17 protein-coding genes are annotated in these 18,756 nt (G+C 56.5%); 11 read left to right on the forward strand and 6 right to left on the reverse strand.

Features of this window, described 5'->3' with window-relative positions; translation table 11 throughout:
- Positions 1-222 precede the first annotated feature (222 nt).
- The 8 genes from ygfZ (at position 223) to dagF (ending at position 8,696) form a co-directional block, all read left to right on the forward strand.
- A complete protein-coding gene (gene ygfZ, locus IYV58_RS23020; RefSeq protein ID WP_004124956.1) occupies positions 223-1,206 on the forward strand; it encodes a tRNA-modifying protein YgfZ in 984 nt (327 codons plus the stop codon).
- A 172-nt stretch (positions 1,207-1,378) separates the two neighbouring features.
- Complete coding sequence (gene dagR, locus IYV58_RS23025; RefSeq protein WP_004124960.1) at positions 1,379-4,177, forward strand: transcriptional regulator DagR; 2,799 nt, start codon at positions 1,379-1,381, stop codon at positions 4,175-4,177.
- Between the two features lie 120 nt (positions 4,178-4,297).
- Complete coding sequence (locus tag IYV58_RS23030) at positions 4,298-4,723, forward strand: PTS sugar transporter subunit IIA (protein ID WP_004124962.1); 426 nt, start codon at positions 4,298-4,300, stop codon at positions 4,721-4,723.
- 12 nt (positions 4,724-4,735) lie between these two features.
- Complete coding sequence (locus tag IYV58_RS23035; protein WP_004124965.1) at positions 4,736-5,221, forward strand: PTS sugar transporter subunit IIB; 486 nt, start codon at positions 4,736-4,738, stop codon at positions 5,219-5,221.
- Between the two features lie 25 nt (positions 5,222-5,246).
- The gene (locus IYV58_RS23040; RefSeq protein WP_004124968.1) at positions 5,247-5,996 is read left to right on the forward strand and encodes a PTS mannose/fructose/sorbose/N-acetylgalactosamine transporter subunit IIC; all 750 of its coding nucleotides are present in this window, start codon (positions 5,247-5,249) and stop codon (positions 5,994-5,996) included.
- Positions 5,993-6,853 carry a PTS system mannose/fructose/sorbose family transporter subunit IID gene (locus IYV58_RS23045; protein ID WP_162626088.1) on the forward strand — a complete coding sequence of 287 codons (861 nt, stop codon included), beginning with the start codon at positions 5,993-5,995 and terminating at the stop codon, positions 6,851-6,853. The genes IYV58_RS23040 and IYV58_RS23045 overlap by 4 nt, the downstream gene beginning before the upstream one ends.
- Before the next feature lie 3 nt (positions 6,854-6,856).
- Entirely contained in the window at positions 6,857-7,966 is a 1,110-nt protein-coding gene (gene dgaE / locus IYV58_RS23050; RefSeq protein ID WP_004124974.1) for a D-glucosaminate-6-phosphate ammonia lyase, read from the forward strand.
- Positions 7,953-8,696, forward strand: a complete 744-nt coding sequence (gene dagF / locus IYV58_RS23055; RefSeq protein WP_049115562.1) for a 2-dehydro-3-deoxy-phosphogluconate aldolase — start codon at positions 7,953-7,955, stop codon at positions 8,694-8,696. The genes dgaE and dagF overlap by 14 nt, the downstream gene beginning before the upstream one ends.
- A 159-nt stretch (positions 8,697-8,855) precedes the next feature.
- Here dagF and trhA read toward each other — a convergent pair whose 3' ends face one another.
- Together trhA and yqfB are read right to left on the reverse strand one after the other, a co-directional pair.
- On the reverse strand, positions 8,856-9,515 hold the full coding sequence (gene trhA, locus IYV58_RS23060; protein WP_004124978.1) for a PAQR family membrane homeostasis protein TrhA: 660 nt from the start codon (positions 9,513-9,515) through the stop codon (positions 8,856-8,858).
- Between the two features lie 162 nt (positions 9,516-9,677).
- A complete protein-coding gene (gene yqfB, locus IYV58_RS23065) occupies positions 9,678-9,989 on the reverse strand; it encodes a N(4)-acetylcytidine aminohydrolase (protein WP_049115563.1) in 312 nt (103 codons plus the stop codon).
- Positions 9,990-10,039: 50 nt separating this feature from the next.
- On the opposite strand from yqfB, the gene IYV58_RS23070 reads away from it, so the two are divergent.
- The 3 genes from IYV58_RS23070 to IYV58_RS23080 all read left to right on the forward strand — a co-directional run bounded on the left by IYV58_RS23070 (position 10,040) and on the right by IYV58_RS23080 (position 13,005).
- Complete coding sequence (locus IYV58_RS23070; protein ID WP_024358621.1) at positions 10,040-10,768, forward strand: MurR/RpiR family transcriptional regulator; 729 nt, start codon at positions 10,040-10,042, stop codon at positions 10,766-10,768.
- Positions 10,769-10,889: 121 nt separating this feature from the next.
- On the forward strand, positions 10,890-12,323 hold the full coding sequence (locus IYV58_RS23075) for a 6-phospho-beta-glucosidase (protein ID WP_142470261.1): 1,434 nt from the start codon (positions 10,890-10,892) through the stop codon (positions 12,321-12,323).
- Between the two features lie 190 nt (positions 12,324-12,513).
- Positions 12,514-13,005 carry a protein disulfide oxidoreductase gene (locus IYV58_RS23080; protein ID WP_004124982.1) on the forward strand — a complete coding sequence of 164 codons (492 nt, stop codon included), beginning with the start codon at positions 12,514-12,516 and terminating at the stop codon, positions 13,003-13,005.
- Between the two features lie 109 nt (positions 13,006-13,114).
- On the opposite strand, the gene IYV58_RS23085 is transcribed toward IYV58_RS23080, so the two are convergent.
- From IYV58_RS23085 to gcvT, 4 genes are all read right to left on the reverse strand, one after another.
- A complete protein-coding gene (locus IYV58_RS23085) occupies positions 13,115-13,858 on the reverse strand; it encodes an SDR family oxidoreductase (protein ID WP_195729284.1) in 744 nt (247 codons plus the stop codon).
- Between the two features lie 60 nt (positions 13,859-13,918).
- The gene (gene gcvP, locus IYV58_RS23090) at positions 13,919-16,792 is read right to left on the reverse strand and encodes an aminomethyl-transferring glycine dehydrogenase (protein ID WP_142468410.1); all 2,874 of its coding nucleotides are present in this window, start codon (positions 16,790-16,792) and stop codon (positions 13,919-13,921) included.
- Positions 16,793-16,936: 144 nt separating this feature from the next.
- Entirely contained in the window at positions 16,937-17,326 is a 390-nt protein-coding gene (gene gcvH / locus IYV58_RS23095) for a glycine cleavage system protein GcvH (RefSeq protein ID WP_049114442.1), read from the reverse strand.
- Between the two features lie 22 nt (positions 17,327-17,348).
- Positions 17,349-18,443, reverse strand: a complete 1,095-nt coding sequence (gene gcvT, locus IYV58_RS23100) for a glycine cleavage system aminomethyltransferase GcvT (RefSeq protein ID WP_049114444.1) — start codon at positions 18,441-18,443, stop codon at positions 17,349-17,351.
- Positions 18,444-18,756 lie beyond the last annotated feature (313 nt).

An 18,756-nucleotide genomic window follows, 5' to 3' on the forward strand; every position in this document is an offset into this window, starting at 1 on the left:
ATCTCTTAGTTTAACCCGTTTTCGGCGCTGACTTCACTGGAATATCAAGATTCGCGAGCGCTATTCCATGAAATCCTTAAAATGATCAGGTTATTGATTATTTCGATCGTTTTAGCTCCCGGTTTTTTAGGGCACGAATGGCCTGTCAAAAGCGCTTGCATTGCACCATAGCTCTTTTACCATTAGTCACACACTCTGCGTTAAGCTATTCAGGATATGACTATGGCTTTTACACCTTTTCCTCCGCGTCAGCCTTCCTCTTCCGCTCGTCTGCCGTTAACGCTGATGACGCTGGACGACTGGGCGCTGGCGACGATTACCGGTCCGGATGGCGAAAAATATCTGCAGGGGCAGATTACCGCCGACGTCAGCCACCTGACCGACGAGCAGCATCTGCTTGCCGCGCATTGTGACGCCAAGGGCAAGATGTGGAGCAATCTTCGCGTTTTCCGCCGCAACGAGGGTTTTGCGTGGATTGAGCGCCGCAGCCTGCGCGATGCGCAGCTGACCGAACTGAAAAAATACGCGGTGTTCTCTAAGGTGACCATCGCCGCCGATGATGAATCCGTGCTGCTGGGCGTTGCCGGTTTCCAGGCGCGCGCTGCGCTGTCGCCGCTGTTTAGTCAGCTGCCGAACGCCGAGAAACAGGTGGTCAGCGAAGGCGCTACCAGCGTGCTGTGGTTTGAGCATCCGGCCGAGCGCTTCCTGCTGGTGACCGATGTGGCAACCGCCACCCGCATCACCGATACCCTGCGCGGCGAAGCGCAGCTCAACAATAGCCAGCAGTGGTTGGCGCTGAATATCGAAGCCGGTCTGCCGGTTATCGACAGCGCCAACAGCGCGCAGTTTATTCCGCAAGCCACCAACCTGCAGGCGCTGGGCGGCATCAGCTTCAAAAAAGGCTGCTACACCGGCCAGGAAATGGTAGCCCGCGCTAAATTCCGCGGCGCCAACAAGCGCGCCCTGTGGTATCTGGCGGGAACGGCCAGCCGCGTGCCTGAAGCCGGGGAAGACCTGGAGCTGAAAATGGGTGAAAACTGGCGCCGTACCGGCACCGTTTTAGCTGCCGTACAGCTGGACGACGGCCGTCTGCTGGTGCAGGTGGTAATGAATAACGATATGGAGCCGGACAGCGTGTTCCGCGTGCGCGACGATGCCGGTAGCCTGAGCATTGAGCCGCTGCCGTATTCGCTGGAAGAGCGTTAAAGCGACATTCCCGGCCGCCTTCTCCCCGGAGGCGGCGCTACCCTACCCGCAAACCACGAAACACCCGCGACCGCGCTTTGCGCAAATGCGCCATCTCTGGCCCAGGCCACTTTCTTGCGTAGAATAATAGTGTATGTTCTGAACAATCATTTATTTCTTAAGCGGTAAAGAGATGAGACGGATTGAGGTCATACTGGGGGAACTGGAGCGGCTAACGCGCGGGCTGAGTCTTGCGGATCTGGAACAGGAAACAGCTTTTACGGCGGAAGCCATCGGCTTTAACCTCGGGCTTGCGCGTAACTCGGTCAGTAAAGACCTCAATCAGTTATGGAACGACGGCCTGGCGATTAAAAGCAAAGGGCGACCGGTGTTCTTTCTGCACCGTCAGGCAATGGAAACGCTGTTGGGGCGCAGACTGAATGATACCGAATGTGAAGTGCGCACGGTTGGCGACCTTCTACCGCATCAGGAAGATCGCTCGCCGGATGACCCCTTCAGCGGGCTGATTGGCTACGACCGTAGCCTCCGTGACGCGGTGGAAAAAGGCCGCGCCGCGGTGCTTTATCCTCACGGGCTCCATGTGCTGTTGACTGGCCCCTCCGGTGTGGGAAAAACTTTCTTTGCCGAACTGATGCACCGCTTTGCCTGCGAACACGCCGCGGGCTCCCCCCCGCCGCTGGTCTACTTTAACTGCGCCGAGTATGCGCACAACCCGGAACTGCTCTCTTCGCATTTATTTGGTCATCGGCAGGGCGCCTTTACCGGCGCCAGTGAGAATAAAGCCGGTCTGGTGGAGCAGGCGGACGGCGGGTATCTGCTGCTTGATGAGGTGCATCGCCTGCCTTATGAAGGGCAGGAAAAACTCTTCTCCATTCTCGATAAAGGTCAATATCGCCCGCTCGGTTCAAGCGCCACGGCGCGTTCCATCACGGTACGCTTGATTTGCGCCACTACCGAACCGGTCAGTTCGGCGCTGCTGCGAACGTTCCAGAGGCGCATCCAGGTCTGTATCGATCTTCCTGGGATCCGTCAGCGCTCGGTGGAGGAACAGGTGGAGCTTATCGTCGGTTTTCTCCAGCGTGAGAGCCGCAAAATTGAGCGTACGGTCAGTATCGACAAAACGCTGTTGCTCTGGTTGCTGAATAAGCCGCTGGAAGGCAATATCGGCCAGCTCAAAAGCGATATCCAGTTTCTTTGCGCCCAGGCGTGGGCCGCGGGAATGACCGAGCATAACGACACGCTCCGGCTGGATAAACGGCTGGTAGACATGCCGTTCAACGCCACCCCGGAACAGCGCCTGCTCGTCGATACCTTGTTTGACGGCCAGGATCGGCTAAGCGTCGATGCGCGCACGTTACCCGCATTGAAAACCTCTCTGGCGACAGGAGCGGAGATCGAAGAAAGCGATCTGTTTTACAGCTTCCTCACCCGCGAATACATCAACCTGCGCAACAGCAATGTCCCACCGGCTGAGACGCTGGCGATCCTCAAAAACAAACTCAGTTCAATCTTTGAATATGGTCTCTACAGCCGCGACAGCGTGGCCCATCCGCCGCGCTACGGCGATCGGATTGAAGAGCGGGTGACCCTGCTGATTGGCTGTGTGGAACAGGTGCTGGGCTTTACGCTGCCAGAAAACCTGATGAATCCGCTGCGAAAACACTTTCTGGCGCTGATTGGCTACGTCCAGCGCGGGCTGATCCCGCAGCTCTACTCCTCCAGCCTGATCCTCGACCGCTGCAAAGACGAGTATGAAAACGCGACTCTGCTGTGCCGGAAAATCAACGAGCTGCTGCATATTCAGTGCCCGGCGACGGAGATTGTCTGGTTATGTCTGTTCCTGAAAGAGTGCCGCCATTATCGCCAGCGTATCGACGCCAGTCCCGACTGCGGCGTCATTTTAATCGCTCACGGCGCGACGACCGCGACCAGCCAGGCCCAGTACGTCAATCGAGTGCTGGAGCGGGAGCTGTTCAGCGCCATCGATATGCCATTTGAGCAGTCGGTGCATGACACGCTGGAAACGCTAACCCAGCTGATCCAAACCCAACGCTACCGGCGGCTGATTCTGATGGTGGATATCGGCTCACTGGTGCATTTTGGCAGTACCATCAGCAAGTTATTCCAGATTGACGTCCTGTTACTGCCAAATATTACGCTGACCAGCCTGCTGGAGCTGGGTCTGGATTTAAGCTATGAAACCAGCGAGCTACCGCAGCTTGCGGAATTAATGCAGAGTAAAAATATCCCCTGTCAGCTCTGTACTCCGCAGCAGGAGAATGGCGGTAAGGTGCTGGTGATCTCCTGCATTACGGGCATGGGAACCGCAGAGAAAATCAAAAAAGTGCTGGAGGAAAGTTTTGGCGAGCTGATGTCACAGGATACGCGAATGGTAATCCTTGATTACAACGAGGTTCGCAGCCTGGAGCGCGTTCAGCAGTCGCTGCTGGCCGGTGAGCGGCTAGCGGGGATTGTCGGCACCTTCCAGCCGGGGCTACCGGACATTCCGTTTATCTCACTTGAAGAGCTGTTCTCCGAGCAGGGGCCGGAGCTGGTGCTTAGCCTGCTCACGCCGGACCTTTCAAGCAGTGAGCGCCGTCTGGAGATGGAGCGCAGCGCGATGCGATTTATCAGCGCGCTGACCATGGAAAGTATCATCAACCATATTTCGGTACTCAACCCCCAGCGTATTCTTAAAGAGATGGAAGGCGTGTTTAACCATTTAACCACCTCGCTTTCGCTAAAACCCAGCCGCCAGGTGACACTACGCTTCCTGATCCACTGCTGTTGTATGGTCGAGCGTATCGTGATTAACCGAAAACCGTTACAGATGTCGCTGGAGAGCCAGCCCGCGCTGGACGTCCGCGCGTTTAGTGTCATTAAATCCGCCTTCCAGCCGATCGAAGAGGCTTATGCCATTAGGTTATCCGACGCGGAATATTTTTATATCTACGAACTGCTGTATCGCTAACCCCTTAACTGGCGTGGCTTTACGCTGCGCCAGCCCCTCTTATCCCCCCATGTGACACAAATTCTGGCATAGCCTTTGCTCTTATTACGTATGTCAACGTAATAGCGCCAGGAGGCCATTTTGATTACCACTGAACCCTTGTCCCAGATCCTGCTGCTGACCCATGGCGGCTGGGGACAACAGCTCTGCAACAGCCTGTGCATGGTGACGGGCGAAATTAAAGGCGTAACGGAAATAGCCCTGATGCCCGTCGATACATTGGGCGAGTTTTATCAGCGCGTAGAAGCTGTCGTGAAAACCCTCCCCGAAGGCTCACTTATTCTGACCGATTTTATCGGTGGGACTACCTCTAACGTGGCCGCGCGGCTAAGCGCCGATTATCCGGTGGCGGTGATTTCCGGACTGAATGCCTCGCTGCTGCTGGAGGCGCTGGACAAGCGTGAACAGGGGCCGCTATCCGCCTGCGTAGCCGACTTAGTTGAAGCCGCGCGCAGCAGCTGTCTGGACGTTGTCGCCCACGTTCGTCAGCTACAACAATCACAATAAGGAAAAAATATCATGGCTAACATCGTGTTATGTCGTATCGACAGCCGCCTCATTCATGGTCAGGTGGTGACAAAATGGGTCGGACAATCCCAGGCCAACCGGATTGCGGTAGTGAGTGATGAGCTGGACGCCGATCCGTTTATGAAAAATATCTATCTGATGGCGGCACCGCCAAACATCAAAGTGGATTGCTACAGCAATCAGAGCTTTGCCGCATCGTGGAAAGAAAACCAGCTTGGTGACGGCAGCGTGTTGGTGCTGTTCCCTTCCCTCGCGGCGATTCAGGAGGCCGTACAGCTCGGGTTTGATGTTTCCGCCATTCAGGTTGGCGGCTTAGGCGGCGGGCCGAACCGCAAGGTCGTTTTCCAGAACATCACGTTGGATGAAAAAGACGTTGCCATTCTTCACGACCTGAAAAGTCGAGGGATTAAGGCGGTCTTCCAGACTATCCCGGAAGATAAGCCGCAGTCGCTGGACGATATCCTGAAAAAATTCTAATCCTCTGATAACAGGGTAAATAATTATGGATACTTTAGTCTTTGCAAGCCTGATGGGATTGTATTACTGGTTTGCCCGCTTACGCCTTGGCTACACCTTCTCCGCCATGCTGCTTCAACCCGTGGTGATCGCCGTTTTTGTCGGCCTGCTGCTGGGCAACATGGAAACAGCGATGATTATTGGCGCTGGCATGCAGCTGGTTTACCTCGGCGTGACCTCAACGCCCGGCGGTAACGTGCCGTCAGATCCGGCGCTGGCCGCCTGCATCTCAATTCCTATTGCCGTAAAAGCCGGAATGGATCCGAACCTGGCCATCGCGCTGGCCATCCCGTTTGGCGTGATCGGCGTATTCCTTGACCAGCTTAGACGCACGCTGAACGCCGCGTGGGTCCATATGGCGGATAAACACGCGGAAACGGCCAACATGGGCGGTATTATGCGCTGCGCGTTCCTCTACCCGGCATTGCTCGGCCTGGTGCTGCGTTTCCCGGTGGTGTTTGCTGCCAACTATTTTGGCCAGGACGTGGTGGAAAGTTTCCTCAAGCTGATGCCGCACTGGTTGACTCACTCCTTTGAAATTATGGGCGGCATTCTGCCGGCGCTGGGCTTTGCCATCACCATTATGGTGATCGGCAAGAAGAGCCTGCTGCCGTGGTTTATCGGCGGATTCTTTGCGGTGCTGTACCTGAAGGTGGACATCATGGCGATGGCGATCTTTGGGACCTGCGTGGCCTTCCTGATTAAAGGCCTGGCGAAAAATGAAGGAGCAGCATGATGAGTAGCGACGTAATGCAGCATGAACTGGTTGAGCGCGCACGTGAGAGCGGTACGCTGACCAAAGCGGACATCACCAAGGCCTGGTTTATCTACTGGCTGGGCGCGGAAGTTTCCAGCTCCTATGAACGTTTACAAAGTCTGATTTTCTGCGCCTCCATGACGCCGATTATCAAAAAACTCTACCCGCAAAAAGAAGAGCAGGTGGAGGCGCTAAAACGCCATCTGAACTTCTTCAACTCTGAGCAAACCTTTGGCGCGGTGATTCAGGGGATCTCGATTGCGATGGAGGAGCAGAAAACCCGCGGAGAACCGATTAGCGACGCGTCTATCACCGGGATTAAGACCGGGCTGATGGGGCCGCTGGCCGGGATGGGGGACTCGATCATCTGGGCGGCCGTCATGCCGTTGCTGATTGCGATTTTCATCCCGTTCGCCGCCAGCGGCAGCGCGATGGGCGGCATTGTGCCCTTAATTCTCTATCCGGCCATTACGCTGGCGATCAGCTACGGCATGGTGCACAAAGGCTACACCCTGGGACGCGACTCAATAATCGGCCTGCTCCAGGGAGGACGAATTAAGGAGCTTATCTACGGCGCGAACGTGCTGGGCCTGATTATGATGGGCGCGCTCTCCGCAAGCTACGTCAAAATCACCACCCCCTTAAAGCTCAGCGCGCTGAAGGGCTCGGAGGTGGTGGTCCAACAAATTCTCGACTCTATCGCGCCCGGCCTGTTGCCGCTGGCGGCGGTGTTTGCCATCTACTTCTATCTGGTGAAGAAAGGGCCGCGCTACACCACCATTCTGCTGTCAATTGTCGCGCTCAGCGTGGTCTGTTCGCTACTGGGAGTGCTGTAAACCATGACGCAGAATATCTATCAACAGCTGGGGTTAAAACAGGTGATTAACGCCTGCGGCAAAATGACGATTCTGGGCGTTTCCAGCGTGGCGCCGGAGGTGATGCAGGCAACGGCGCGGGCGGCATCGGCCTTTGTGGAAATCGACAGGCTGGTAGACCGAACCGGCGAGCGGGTCTCCCGCTTTACCGGTGCGGAGGACAGCTATATCACCTCCTGCGCCTCGGCGGGAATCGCCATCGCCGTGGCCGCCGCGATTACCCATGGCGACCAGGCGCGAGTGATGCAGATGCCGGACAGTCGCGATATGGCCAACGAAGTCGTCATGCTCCGCGGGCATAACGTCGATTACGGCGCGCCCATCACCAGCGCGATTCGCTTAGGCGGTGGGCGCGTCGTGGAGGTCGGTTCAAGCAATCTGGCGGCGCGCTGGCAGTTGGAGAGCGCGATCTCTACCAGCACCGCCGCCCTGCTGTACGTGAAGTCGCACCACTGCGTGCAAAAAGGGATGCTGAGCATTGAGGACTTCGCCCAGGTCGCGCAGCGCCACAACCTGCCGCTGATTGTCGACGCCGCCGCCGAGGAGGATTTGCGCGTCTGGGTCGCGAGCGGAGCGGACATGGTTATCTATAGCGGGGCAAAAGCGTTTAACGCGCCCACCTCCGGATTCATCACCGGGAAAAAACAGTGGATCGCGGCGTGTAAGGCGCAGCATCACGGTATTGCGCGGGCGATGAAAATCGGCAAGGAGAATATGGTCGGTCTGGTTTATGCGCTGGAACACTATCATCAGGGACAGAAGGCGGTCGCTGCCGAGGAGCTCCAGCCCGTCGCGAAAGCGATTTCAGAGATCAAGGGCTTAACCGCCGATATTGAGCAGGATGAAGCCGGACGCGCTATCTGGCGTATCCGCATTCAGGTGAATGCCGAGGAGCTGGGCCTGGATGCCCGCGAAGTCGAAGCACAGCTGCGCAACGGCGATATCGCCATTTACGCCCGGCGCTATAACCTCCATCAGGGGGTTTTTAGTCTGGACCCACGAACGGTGGCTGAAGGGGAGATGGCCCTGATCGTGACGCGCTTAAAGGAGATTGCAAACCATGCAGCAAATTAATTTTTATCGCCAACGAGTGGCAATTAACGTACTGGCGAAAGATATCGCCAACGCCCGGGAAATTTATGATGCCGCCGAAGGCCATGCGGCGATCGGCGTCCTTTCGGCACAGTTTGCCTCCGTGGAAGAAGGTATCCAGGAAGTCAAACGCTGGATGGCGGAGATACCCTCCCTCTCCGTCGGCCTGGGGGCCGGCGATCCAGCACAGTATTACAAAGCAGCGATGATCGCGTCAGCGCTGCACCCGGCGCACGTAAATCAGACCTTTACCGGCAGCGGGTTTGCCGCAGGCGCGCTGGCGGCTACGGGCGGGCAGCAGACCTACATTAATGCGCTGGTCAGCCCGACGGGAACCCCAGGCGAGGTGCTTATCTCCACCGGCGTCAGCAGCTGTCAGGGCACGCCGGCCCGCGTCTCCTGCGATGCGGCGGTACGCATGATGCAGGATATGGGGGCCCATGCGGCGAAGTTTTTCCCCATGGGCGGCGAGAAGTCGCTACCGGAGCTGTATGTGCTGGCGACCACCGCTGCGCGCAACGGGATGACGCTGATAGAACCAACCGGCGGAATCGATCTCGATAACTTTGGCATTATTTTGCAAAGCTGTCTGGAAGCCGGCGTACCTCGCGTGATGCCTCATGTTTACAGCTCGATAATCGACCCGCAAACCGGCAATACCCGGCCAGAAGATATCCGCAGATTAATGGATATTGTGAAAGCCGTGGTCTGAATCAAAAACACCAGGCCGTAGCCCAGGCAAGCAAGCCATCACCAACGGAGAATATCCCGGAGGCGGCGCTGGCGCGCCATGTCCGGGCTACCAGCCCTCAGGCGACGGTGAACCTGTAGCCCGGCAAAGCGTAGCGCGAGCCGGGAGATTTCGCGAAATTTATACCTGCCCGACGTACAAATAAATGGCCAGGAAGTGGCACACGCTGCCGCCCAGGACAAAACCGTGCCAGATAGCGTGGTTGTACGGAATACGTTTGCAGACGTAGAAAATAACCCCCAGCGAATAAATAATCCCGCCAACGGCCAACAGCGTCACGCCGCCCACCGCCAGCTTAATCGCCAGTTGATAAACCACAATCAGCGACAGCCAGCCCATAGTCAGGTAGGTCACTAAAGAGAGGATCTTAAAACGATGCGCAATCGTCAGCTTAAACAGGATCCCCAGCAGCGCCAGGCTCCAGATGACGATCATCAGCCCGCGCGACAGCGGCGAATTGAGCCCCACCAGCAGAAACGGCGTGTAGGTCCCGGCAATCAGCAAATAGATGGCGCAGTGGTCGAATTTTTTCAGCCACAGCTTTGCCCGCTGATGCGGAATAGCATGATAGAGCGTAGAGGCGAGAAACAGCAGAATCATGCTGCCGCCGTACAGGCTGTAGCTGGTGATGGCCGTTGCGCCGGCGTTGCTGTCCACCGCCTGTACTAGCAACAACACCAGACCGACAATACCGAACACCAGCCCAATCCCGTGGCTGATGCTGTTGGCAATTTCCTCTGCCAGAGAATATCCCTGCGTGATTAACGATTTGCGAACCATATTTGACTCCGAAAACAAGTACGCTTTCAATAGCACACTTAGGTTAACTGAGAATGATTCCAGTGAACACCTGTTAGCTAAAATAAAAGGATGAATATTTGTGAACAGTATAAAATCAATAGCTTACATAAATATTTCAACTAACAGGCGTTCACTATTTAATTAAAGTTTTTCGAATTCAATAACATAAAACTGCTTTTCTTCGGGGTAGATTTCCGCTATCACTTCGCGCAGCTGCGCCAGGGTCATATTCTCCTGCTGCGCATGCCATTCGCTCAGCGTATCCAGCGTCACCGTCGAGGTTGCGACTACGCGAATGGTGCAAAAATAGCCGTCATCTTCATAGCGGCCAACGCGCAGTACATCGCCTGCTTTAAAGTGCGATTCCGCAGCATCGCGGAGGGTAATGGTTTTACGTCCAGCGAGGATGTCGTCCTGAAAACGCTGAAAAAAGGTTATGTTATTTGGCTGCATGATATCATTCCGTCCTGGTCATTATGAATTGTGAGTTTGCCACTGTGAGTATCTTCTCCCACGCCGCTATCGCCAGTCTCAATAATCTTGAGATGATGGTGTATCACTATGTCATTAAAAATCGCGACAAAGTGATGTACATGACCATCCGCGAACTGGCGGAAGCGGCCGGAGTCTCCACGACCACCGTCCTGCGCTTCTGCCGCAAGCTGCAGTGCGAAGGCTACTCGGAATTCCGCGTACGCTTTAAATTATATCTGGAGCAGAATGAGCCTCAACAGGCAAATATCGGTGCCAGCGAAATAATGAGCTTTTTTAAAAGCGTTAATAACGATGAATTTGACCAACTGCTCGAGCAGGCGGTCGATATTATTCTGTCGTCGGAACGTATTATTTTCGTCGGCGCCGGCACCTCCGGCGCGCTGGCGAAATATGGCGCGCGTTTTTTCTCTAACGTCGGGAAATTCAGTAACCATATCGATGACCCTTATTTCCCGGTGACCAATGATATGGCGCGTAATGCGCTGGCGATTGTGCTGTCGGTCTCCGGCGAAACCGAAGAGATCCTGCGCTTTGCCAGCCAGTTCAGCCTGCATCGCTGTAAAGTGATGTCCATTACCAGCCACGAGCACTCGCGGCTGGCAAAGCTTGCCGACTTTAATCTCTCCTGGCACGTTCCGCAAACGCGCATTGGCGGCGTCTATGACATTACCACCCAGATCCCAGTCATTTATATTCTGGAAACACTGGGGCGTAAATTAGCGCGCAAACTCCGCTGAAAATAACAGGATGTTTTTTCAATGTAACAAATTCCATTCAGGGAAAATTGTTATATCGTGACATTTATATCGCCTTTGTTAGACTCGAAACCAACAAGTAATTATGACGAGATGAGCAAAGATGAAGAAAATTCCTTTACCAAAAGACTTTTTATGGGGCGGCGCCGTCGCCGCGCACCAGGTTGAAGGCGGCTGGAATAAAGACGGTAAAGGTCCGAGCATCTGCGACGTGCTTACCGGCGGCGCGCACGGCGTGCCGCGCGAGATAACCCAGCAGGTAGAGCCGGGCAAGTACTATCCGAACCATGAAGCCATCGACTTCCATGGCCGCTACAAAGAAGACATCAAGCTCTTCGCCGAGATGGGCTTCAAGTGCTTCCGTACCTCCATCGCCTGGACGCGCATTTTCCCGCTGGGCGACGAAAGCCAGCCGAATGAAGAGGGGCTGAAATTCTACGATGACATGTTCGATGAGCTGCTGAAGTACAACATCGAGCCGGTAATCACCCTCTCCCACTTTGAGATGCCGCTGCATCTGGTTCAGCAGTACGGCGGCTGGACCAACCGCAAAGTGGTCGATTTCTTTGTGCACTTCGCCGAAGTGGTCTTCGAGCGCTATAAGCATAAAGTGAAATACTGGATGACCTTTAACGAGATCAATAACCAGCGTAACTGGCGCGCGCCGCTGTTTGGCTACTGCTGCTCCGGCGTGGTCTATACCGAGCATGAAAACCCGGAAGAGACCATGTATCAGGTGCTGCACCATCAGTTTGTCGCCAGCGCACTGGCGGTGAAGGCGGCACGTCAAATCAATCCGCAGATGCAGGTTGGCTGCATGCTGGCAATGGTCCCTCTCTATCCGTTCTCCTGTAAGCCGGAAGACGTGATGTTTGCCCAGGAATCCATGCGCGAACGCTACGTCTTTACCGATGTCCAGCTGCGCGGCTACTATCCGAGCTACGTCCTGAACGAATGGGAACGTCGCGGCTTCAGTATCAACATGGAGGACGGCGATGCCCAAATCCTGCGCGAAGGCACCTGCGCGTATCTCGGCTTCAGCTACTACATGACCAATGCGGTGAAAGCGGAAGGCGGCAGCGGCGACGCAATTTCCGGCTTCGAGGGCAGCGTGCCCAACCCGCATGTCAAAGCCTCCGACTGGGGCTGGCAAATTGACCCGGTAGGCCTGCGCTATGCGCTGTGCGAACTGTATGAGCGCTATCAGAAACCGCTGTTTATCGTCGAAAACGGCTTCGGCGCGTACGATAAAGTCGAAGAAGACGGCAGCATCAACGACGACTACCGCATCGACTATCTGCGCGCTCACGTCGAAGAGATGATCAAAGCGGTGACTTACGACGGCGTTGAGCTAATGGGCTATACCCCGTGGGGCTGCATCGACTGCGTCTCCTTCACGACCGGTCAATACAGCAAGCGCTACGGCTTTATCTACGTCAACAAACATGACGATGGTACCGGCGATATGTCCCGCTCGCGCAAGAAGAGCTTTAACTGGTACAAAGACGTTATCGCCAGCAACGGCGAGAAACTGTAATCATCTTGCCCCTTTCCAGCCGGAATGGGGCAAAACTTCCCACAAAACAGACACTTCTTTACAGCTTTAGCATTGCTAACGCGCGCTCAGCCGATAAGATAAACCACATCAAACGTTGAGCCGCTGACGCTTACTCCGCGAATCAACGCCGCACGCTGCCGGCCTTTCCGGCGCATCACTATGTAGAAAAATGATGCTAAACGTCTTCAGACAGATCCTGATATGGCTGCTGATTGTCGCCGCCGTTAGCCTGGCGGTGGATTACCTGCGCAGGCCCGCGCTGCCGCAGAATTTCTCCAGCACGCCGCTGCAAACGCTTGATGGCCGAACGGTCGATCTGGCGGCCTTGAGCCACGAGCGCCCTTTGCTGCTGTACGTCTGGGCCACCTGGTGCGGCGTTTGCCGCTATACCACGCCTTCGGTGGCCGCATTGGCCGACGATGGCGGCAACGTCATGACGGTAGCGCTCCGTTCCGGCGACAACGCCGCCCTGACGCGCTGGCTGGCGCATAAAAAAACGGCGCTGCCGACGATCAATGACGCTACAGGTCAGCTATCCCAACGGTGGGAAGTGCAGGTCACGCCGACCCTGATCGTGATTTCACGCGGCGAGGTTAAGTCAATCACCACCGGCTGGACCAGCGGCTGGGGGATGCGCCTGCGGCTGTGGCTGGCGTCGTAGGGCATTTCCCTGCTTGCGCTGCGCTTAGCAGGGCTACGGATGGGGTGCGGTATGCAGATTTTGTCGCCCGGGCAAGGCGTTAGCCGCCCCCCGGGAAACGAGCTGCCGATTATCTTCCGCCCGCCAGCTCGAGGAAGCTGCCGGTAACGTAGGAAGCCTTATCGCTTAGCAGCCAGACGATGGCCTGAGCCACCTCCTCCGGCTGCCCGCCGCGCCGCATGGGCAGCATCGACTTCATGCGATCCACGCGCCCCGGCTCACCGCCGCTGGCGTGCATGTCGGTATAGATTAAGCCGGGACGCACGCCGTTAACCCTAATCCCCTGCGCCGCCACCTCCAGCGACAGGCCAGTGGTCAGAGTATCTACCGCACCTTTCGACGCGGCGTAATCCACATACTCCCCCGGCGCCCCGAGGCGCGACGCCGCGGACGACACATTCACAATCGCCCCGCCCTTACCGCCGTGCTTGTGCGACATCCGCTTTACCGCCTCCCGGCAGCAGAGGAAGTAACCGGTCACATTGGTGGCCAGCACCCGGTTAATCCGTTCGGCGCTAAGGCTTTCAATCGTCCCTTGGGTAAATAAAATCCCGGCGTTATTGACCAGTGCGGAGAGCGGTTCGCCGAGACGGTCGATCGAGGCAAACATCGCCATCACCTGCGCTTCATCGCTGACGTCCGCCCGTAGCGCAACGGCTTTGCCGCCGCTGGCGATAATCTCGTTCACCACGCCGATCGCGGCGGCGCTATTCTGGTGGTAATTCACCGCCACGGTATAACCTTCCTGCGCCAGCAGCAGCGCCGTCGCTTTACCTATTCCCCGGCTGCCGCCCGTTACCAGTGCTATCGTCATGCCATTCTCCCAAAAAATAAAGGCGCCGCAGCGCCTTTAAAAGATAGTCTAATCAGCAGATTACTGGTATTCGCTCATCGGTACGCAGGAGCAGAACAGGTTACGGTCGCCGTAAACATCGTCCAGACGCTTAACGGTCGGCCAGTATTTGTTGTTCAGCCCTGCCGGGAAGACCGCCAGTTCGCGGGCGTACGGATGGTTCCACTCGCTCACCAGTTCACCCTGGGTATGCGGCGCGTTCACCAGTGGGTTATCCTCCAGCGGCCACTCGCCGGCTTTCACGCGGTCGATCTCGCCGCGAATCGCCAGCATCGCATCGATAAAGCGGTCCAGCTCCACTTTGCTTTCCGATTCGGTTGGTTCAACCATCAGCGTACCGGCAACCGGGAAGGACATGGTTGGTGCATGGAAACCAAAATCAATCAGTCGCTTAGCGATATCCAGCTCGCTGATGCCGGTCTCTTCTTTCAGCGGACGAATATCCAGAATGCATTCGTGCGCCACGCGACCGTCGCGGCCGGTATACAGCACCGGGAACGCGTCTTTCAGCCGTGTAGCTATGTAGTTGGCGTTCAGAATCGCCATCTGGCTCGCCTGTTTCAGCCCTTCTGCGCCCATCATACGGATATACATCCAGCTAATCGGCAGAATGGAGGCGCTGCCGAACGGCGCAGCGGAAACCGCGCCCTGGCGGGTCAGCATGCCTTCAATTTGCACCACGCTGTGGCCCGGTACAAACGGCGCGAGGTGCGATTTCACGCCGATCGGCCCCATACCCGGGCCGCCGCCGCCGTGCGGAATGCAGAAGGTTTTATGCAGGTTGAGGTGCGAGACGTCCGCGCCGATAAAGCCCGGAGAGGTAATGCCAACCTGGGCGTTCATGTTCGCGCCATCGAGATAAACCTGGCCGCCAAACTGATGCACCACTTCGCACACTTCGCGAATGGTCTCTTCGTAAACGCCGTGGGTGGACGGATAGGTCACCATGATGCAGGAGAGGTTCGCCGCATGCTGCTCGGCTTTCGCCCGCAGATCCGCCAGATCGATATTGCCGTTTTTATCGCAGGCCACCACTACCACCTGCATTCCCGCCATCTGCGCGGAAGCCGGATTGGTGCCGTGCGCAGAGCTTGGGATCAGGCAGATATCGCGATGCCCCTCGTTGCGGCTTTCGTGGTAATGACGAATTGCCAGCAGGCCCGCGTATTCGCCCTGCGCGCCGGAGTTCGGCTGCATGCAGACCGCATCATAGCCGGTCAGCTTAACCAGCCAGTCGGAGAGCTGAGCGATCATCTGATGATAGCCTTCAGCCTGATCGACCGGGCAGAACGGATGCAGTTCGGCGAATTCCGGCCAGGTGATAGGGATCATCTCGGCGGCGGCATTCAGCTTCATGGTGCAGGAGCCCAGCGGGATCATCGCCTGGTTGAGCGCCAGATCCTTACGCTCCAGCGCATGCATATAGCGCATCATCTCGGTTTCGCTGTGGTAGCGGTTAAACACCAGATGAGTAAGGATCGCATCGTCGCGCAGCATGCTGGCGGGGATCGAGCGGCTATCGAGGGCCACGTCTTTATCCAGGGTATCGATGTCCAGGCCATGATCGTCGCCAATGATGGCGCGGAACAGATTCAGGACGTCTTCACGCGTGGTGGTTTCGTCAAGGGTGATCCCGACGGCATGATGAATATCGCTGCGCAGGTTAATGCGCAGCGCTTCCGCCCGCGCCAGCACAGCGGCTTTATCGGCAACCTCAACGCACAGGGTATCGAAGTAGTGCGCATGGCGGAGCTTAAGGCCTTTTTTCTGCAGACCATCGGCCAGAATATCGGTCAGACGGTGAATACGGCTGGCGATACGCTTCAGGCCAGCCGGACCGTGGAATACCGCGTACAGGCTGGCAATGTTGGCCAGCAGCACCTGAGAAGTACAGATATTGGAGTTCGCTTTCTCGCGGCGAATATGCTGCTCGCGCGTCTGCATCGCCATGCGCAGCGCGGTATTGCCCGCCGCATCTTTCGATACGCCGATAATACGGCCCGGCATGGAGCGTTTAAATTCATCTTTGGCGGCAAAGAAAGCCGCGTGCGGGCCGCCGTAGCCCATCGGTACGCCGAAGCGCTGGGCGGAGCCAAAAACGATGTCCGCGCCCTGCTTGCCCGGGGCGGTCAGCAGAACCAGCGCCATAAAATCGGCGGCGACGCTGACAATCACTTTGCGCGCTTTCAGGTCAGCAATCAGTTTGCTGTAATCGTGAACCTCGCCGGTGGTGCCCACCTGCTGCAGCAGTACGCCGAAGACGTCCTGATGGTCGAGCGCTTTTTCCGCATCATCGACAATCACATCGAAACCGAAGGTCTCCGCGCGGGTGCGCACCACGTCCAGAGTCTGCGGGTGAACGTCGGCGGCGACGAAGAAACGGTTGGCGTTTTTCAGTTTGCTTACGCGTTTGGCCATCGCCATCGCCTCCGCGGCGGCGGTGGCTTCGTCCAGCAGCGAGGCCGAGGCGATATCGAGACCGGTCAGGTCGAGGGTCACCTGCTGGAAGTTCAGCAGCGATTCCAGACGGCCCTGAGAAACCTCCGGCTGATAAGGCGTATAGGCGGTATACCAGCCCGGGTTTTCCAGCATGTTGCGCTGAATCACCGGCGGCAGCTGCACGGCGGTGTAGCCCATGCCAATGTACGACTTGAAGCGCTTGTTACGACCGGCAATCGCCTTGAGTTCCGCCAGCGCGGCGAATTCCGTGGTTGCCTCGCCCACCTGCGGCGGCGTCGCCAGCTGGATATCCTGCGGCACAATCTGGCCAATCAGGGCGTTAAGCGAATCGGCGCCAACGGTTTTCAGCATCTCCTGCTGCTGCAAGGCGTCCGGGCCGATGTGACGTTCAATAAAGGCGTCACGGTTTTCAAGCTGGCCTAAAGTCTGGGTCATGAGCGATGGTTCCTGAACGTGCGGTGAATCGTGATTGTCTGACTGGTTTGCCCGGCGAGCACTGATGCTTACCGGGCCAGAATACGCAAAATCATTGGCGTAGCAGGAAGCCAACGCCCCTGCAGCGTGAAGGATGAAGCGTATTTATTCGTCTTCTAACAGAGCTTCGTATGCGGTCGCATCCAGCAGCGCGGCAACCTGAGCTTCGTCGCTGGCTTTGATTTTAAAGATCCAGCCGCCGGCGTACGGCTCGCTGTTGACCAGCTCAGGGGAGTCGTTCAGCTCGTCATTGACGGCAACGATTTCGCCGCTGATCGGCGCGTAGATATCGGAAGCCGCTTTGACGGATTCGGCAACCGCGCAGTCTGCGCCCGCTTCAACGACGGCGCCCACTTCCGGCAGGTCTACGAAAACCATATCGCCAAGCAGCTCTTGCGCGTGCTCGGTGATACCAACGGTATAAGTGCCGTCCGCTTCTTTACGCAGCCATTCATGTTCTTTGCTGTATTTCAGTTCTGCTGGTACGTTGCTCATCAATTCATCTCCAAAAGGGAAATCACACCACGGCTTTGCCGTTGCGTACAAAAACAGGTTTAGTCACTTTGACCGGCATTTCGCGGTTGCGAATCTGCACTACGGCGGTTTCACCGATGCCTTCCGGTACGCGCGCTAACGCAATACTGTAGCCCAGCGTCGGGGAGAAGGTGCCGCTGGTGATAATGCCTTCTTTCTGATTGCCGTCGGCATCGCTAAAGCGCACCGGCAGGCCGCCGCGCAGAACGCCTTTCTCGGTCATCACCAGGCCCACCAGTTGCTCGGTGCCTTTTTCACGCTGCATTTCCAGCGCTTCACGCCCGATAAAATCACGGTCAGCCGGTTCCCAGGCAATGGTCCAGCCCATATTAGCCGCCAGCGGAGAGACGCCTTCGTCCATCTCCTGGCCGTAAAGATTCATGCCCGCTTCCAGGCGCAGCGTATCGCGCGCGCCGAGGCCGCATGGCTTAACGCCCGCATCGAGCAGGCCGCGCCAGAAATCTACCGCCTGCTCGTTCGGCAGCGCGATTTCATAGCCCGCTTCGCCGGTATAACCGGTGGTCGCAATAAACAGATCGCCAGCCTGCACGCCAAAGAACGGCTTCATGCCTTCCACGGCCTGACGCTGCGCATCGGTAAACAGCGTCGCCGCTTTCTCTTTCGCCCTGGGCCCCTGGACTGCGATCAGGGAAAGATCGTCGCGCACGGTTATCTCAAGACCATAAGATTCAGACTGCTCGGTGATCCAGGCGAGATCTTTTTCACGGGTGGCGGAGTTAACAACGAGGCGGAAATAGTCTTCAGAAAGGAAATAAACAATCAGGTCATCAATGACGCCGCCGGAGGCGGTCAGCATGCCGCTATAGAGCGCTTTACCTGGCACGGTGAGCTTCGCTACGTCGTTAGCCAGCAAATAGCGCAGAAACTCGCGGATTCGGCTGCCGTGGAAATCGACAATGGTCATGTGCGACACATCGAACATTCCGGCATCGCCGCGCACCGCATGATGCTCATCAATCTGGGATCCGTAATGCAGCGGCATCATCCAGCCATGGAAATCCACCATGCGCGCGCCGCATAGCGTGTGTTGTTCAAACAACGGAGTCTGTTGAGCCATCTTTTCCTCATCGAATAAAACGGAACCAGCCACTATTTCTGGCGTTTTTGCGCCGCGAAAAACGCCGCCGGCATCGCTAACGGACGCTGACGCAAACGTTCTCTTTGGCCTGAACTTACCACCGATATCCACACTAAACCATAAGCCTGGTCAGGACATCACATTAGCTTATGACTAAAATCAGCTAAAGAGACTACAGAGTTTTCGGCTGCAATAAAGCGGGTTAAACCGCATAAAATTAAACTAATAAAGTGAAAAAGCAGCGCATGATGATATTTTCTGCGAAATGATGAGCCTAATTTCTATAACAAAA

It is taken from the genome of Klebsiella sp. BDA134-6 (assembly GCF_015601345.1).
Lineage (GTDB): Bacteria > Pseudomonadota > Gammaproteobacteria > Enterobacterales > Enterobacteriaceae > Klebsiella > Klebsiella grimontii.

Bases quoted from the DNA above. Each gene is read 5' to 3' on its own strand.
- IYV58_RS23045 (WP_162626088.1), top strand. From the start codon at position 5,993: ATGATGAGTAGCGACGTAATGCAGCATGAACTGGTTGAGCGCGCACGT.
- IYV58_RS23080 (WP_004124982.1), top strand. From the start codon at position 12,514: ATGATGCTAAACGTCTTCAGACAGATCCTGATATGGCTGCTGATTGTC.
- dagF (WP_049115562.1), top strand. From the start codon at position 7,953: ATGCAGCAAATTAATTTTTATCGCCAACGAGTGGCAATTAACGTACTG.
- ygfZ (WP_004124956.1), top strand. From the start codon at position 223: ATGGCTTTTACACCTTTTCCTCCGCGTCAGCCTTCCTCTTCCGCTCGT.
- gcvP (WP_142468410.1), bottom strand. From the start codon at position 16,792: ATGACCCAGACTTTAGGCCAGCTTGAAAACCGTGACGCCTTTATTGAA.
- IYV58_RS23035 (WP_004124965.1), top strand. From the start codon at position 4,736: ATGGCTAACATCGTGTTATGTCGTATCGACAGCCGCCTCATTCATGGT.
- trhA (WP_004124978.1), bottom strand. From the start codon at position 9,515: ATGGTTCGCAAATCGTTAATCACGCAGGGATATTCTCTGGCAGAGGAA.
- gcvT (WP_049114444.1), bottom strand. From the start codon at position 18,443: ATGGCTCAACAGACTCCGTTGTTTGAACAACACACGCTATGCGGCGCG.
- IYV58_RS23040 (WP_004124968.1), top strand. From the start codon at position 5,247: ATGGATACTTTAGTCTTTGCAAGCCTGATGGGATTGTATTACTGGTTT.
- gcvH (WP_049114442.1), bottom strand. From the start codon at position 17,326: ATGAGCAACGTACCAGCAGAACTGAAATACAGCAAAGAACATGAATGG.
- dgaE (WP_004124974.1), top strand. From the start codon at position 6,857: ATGACGCAGAATATCTATCAACAGCTGGGGTTAAAACAGGTGATTAAC.
- yqfB (WP_049115563.1), bottom strand. From the start codon at position 9,989: ATGCAGCCAAATAACATAACCTTTTTTCAGCGTTTTCAGGACGACATC.
- IYV58_RS23075 (WP_142470261.1), top strand. From the start codon at position 10,890: ATGAAGAAAATTCCTTTACCAAAAGACTTTTTATGGGGCGGCGCCGTC.
- dagR (WP_004124960.1), top strand. From the start codon at position 1,379: ATGAGACGGATTGAGGTCATACTGGGGGAACTGGAGCGGCTAACGCGC.
- IYV58_RS23085 (WP_195729284.1), bottom strand. From the start codon at position 13,858: ATGACGATAGCACTGGTAACGGGCGGCAGCCGGGGAATAGGTAAAGCG.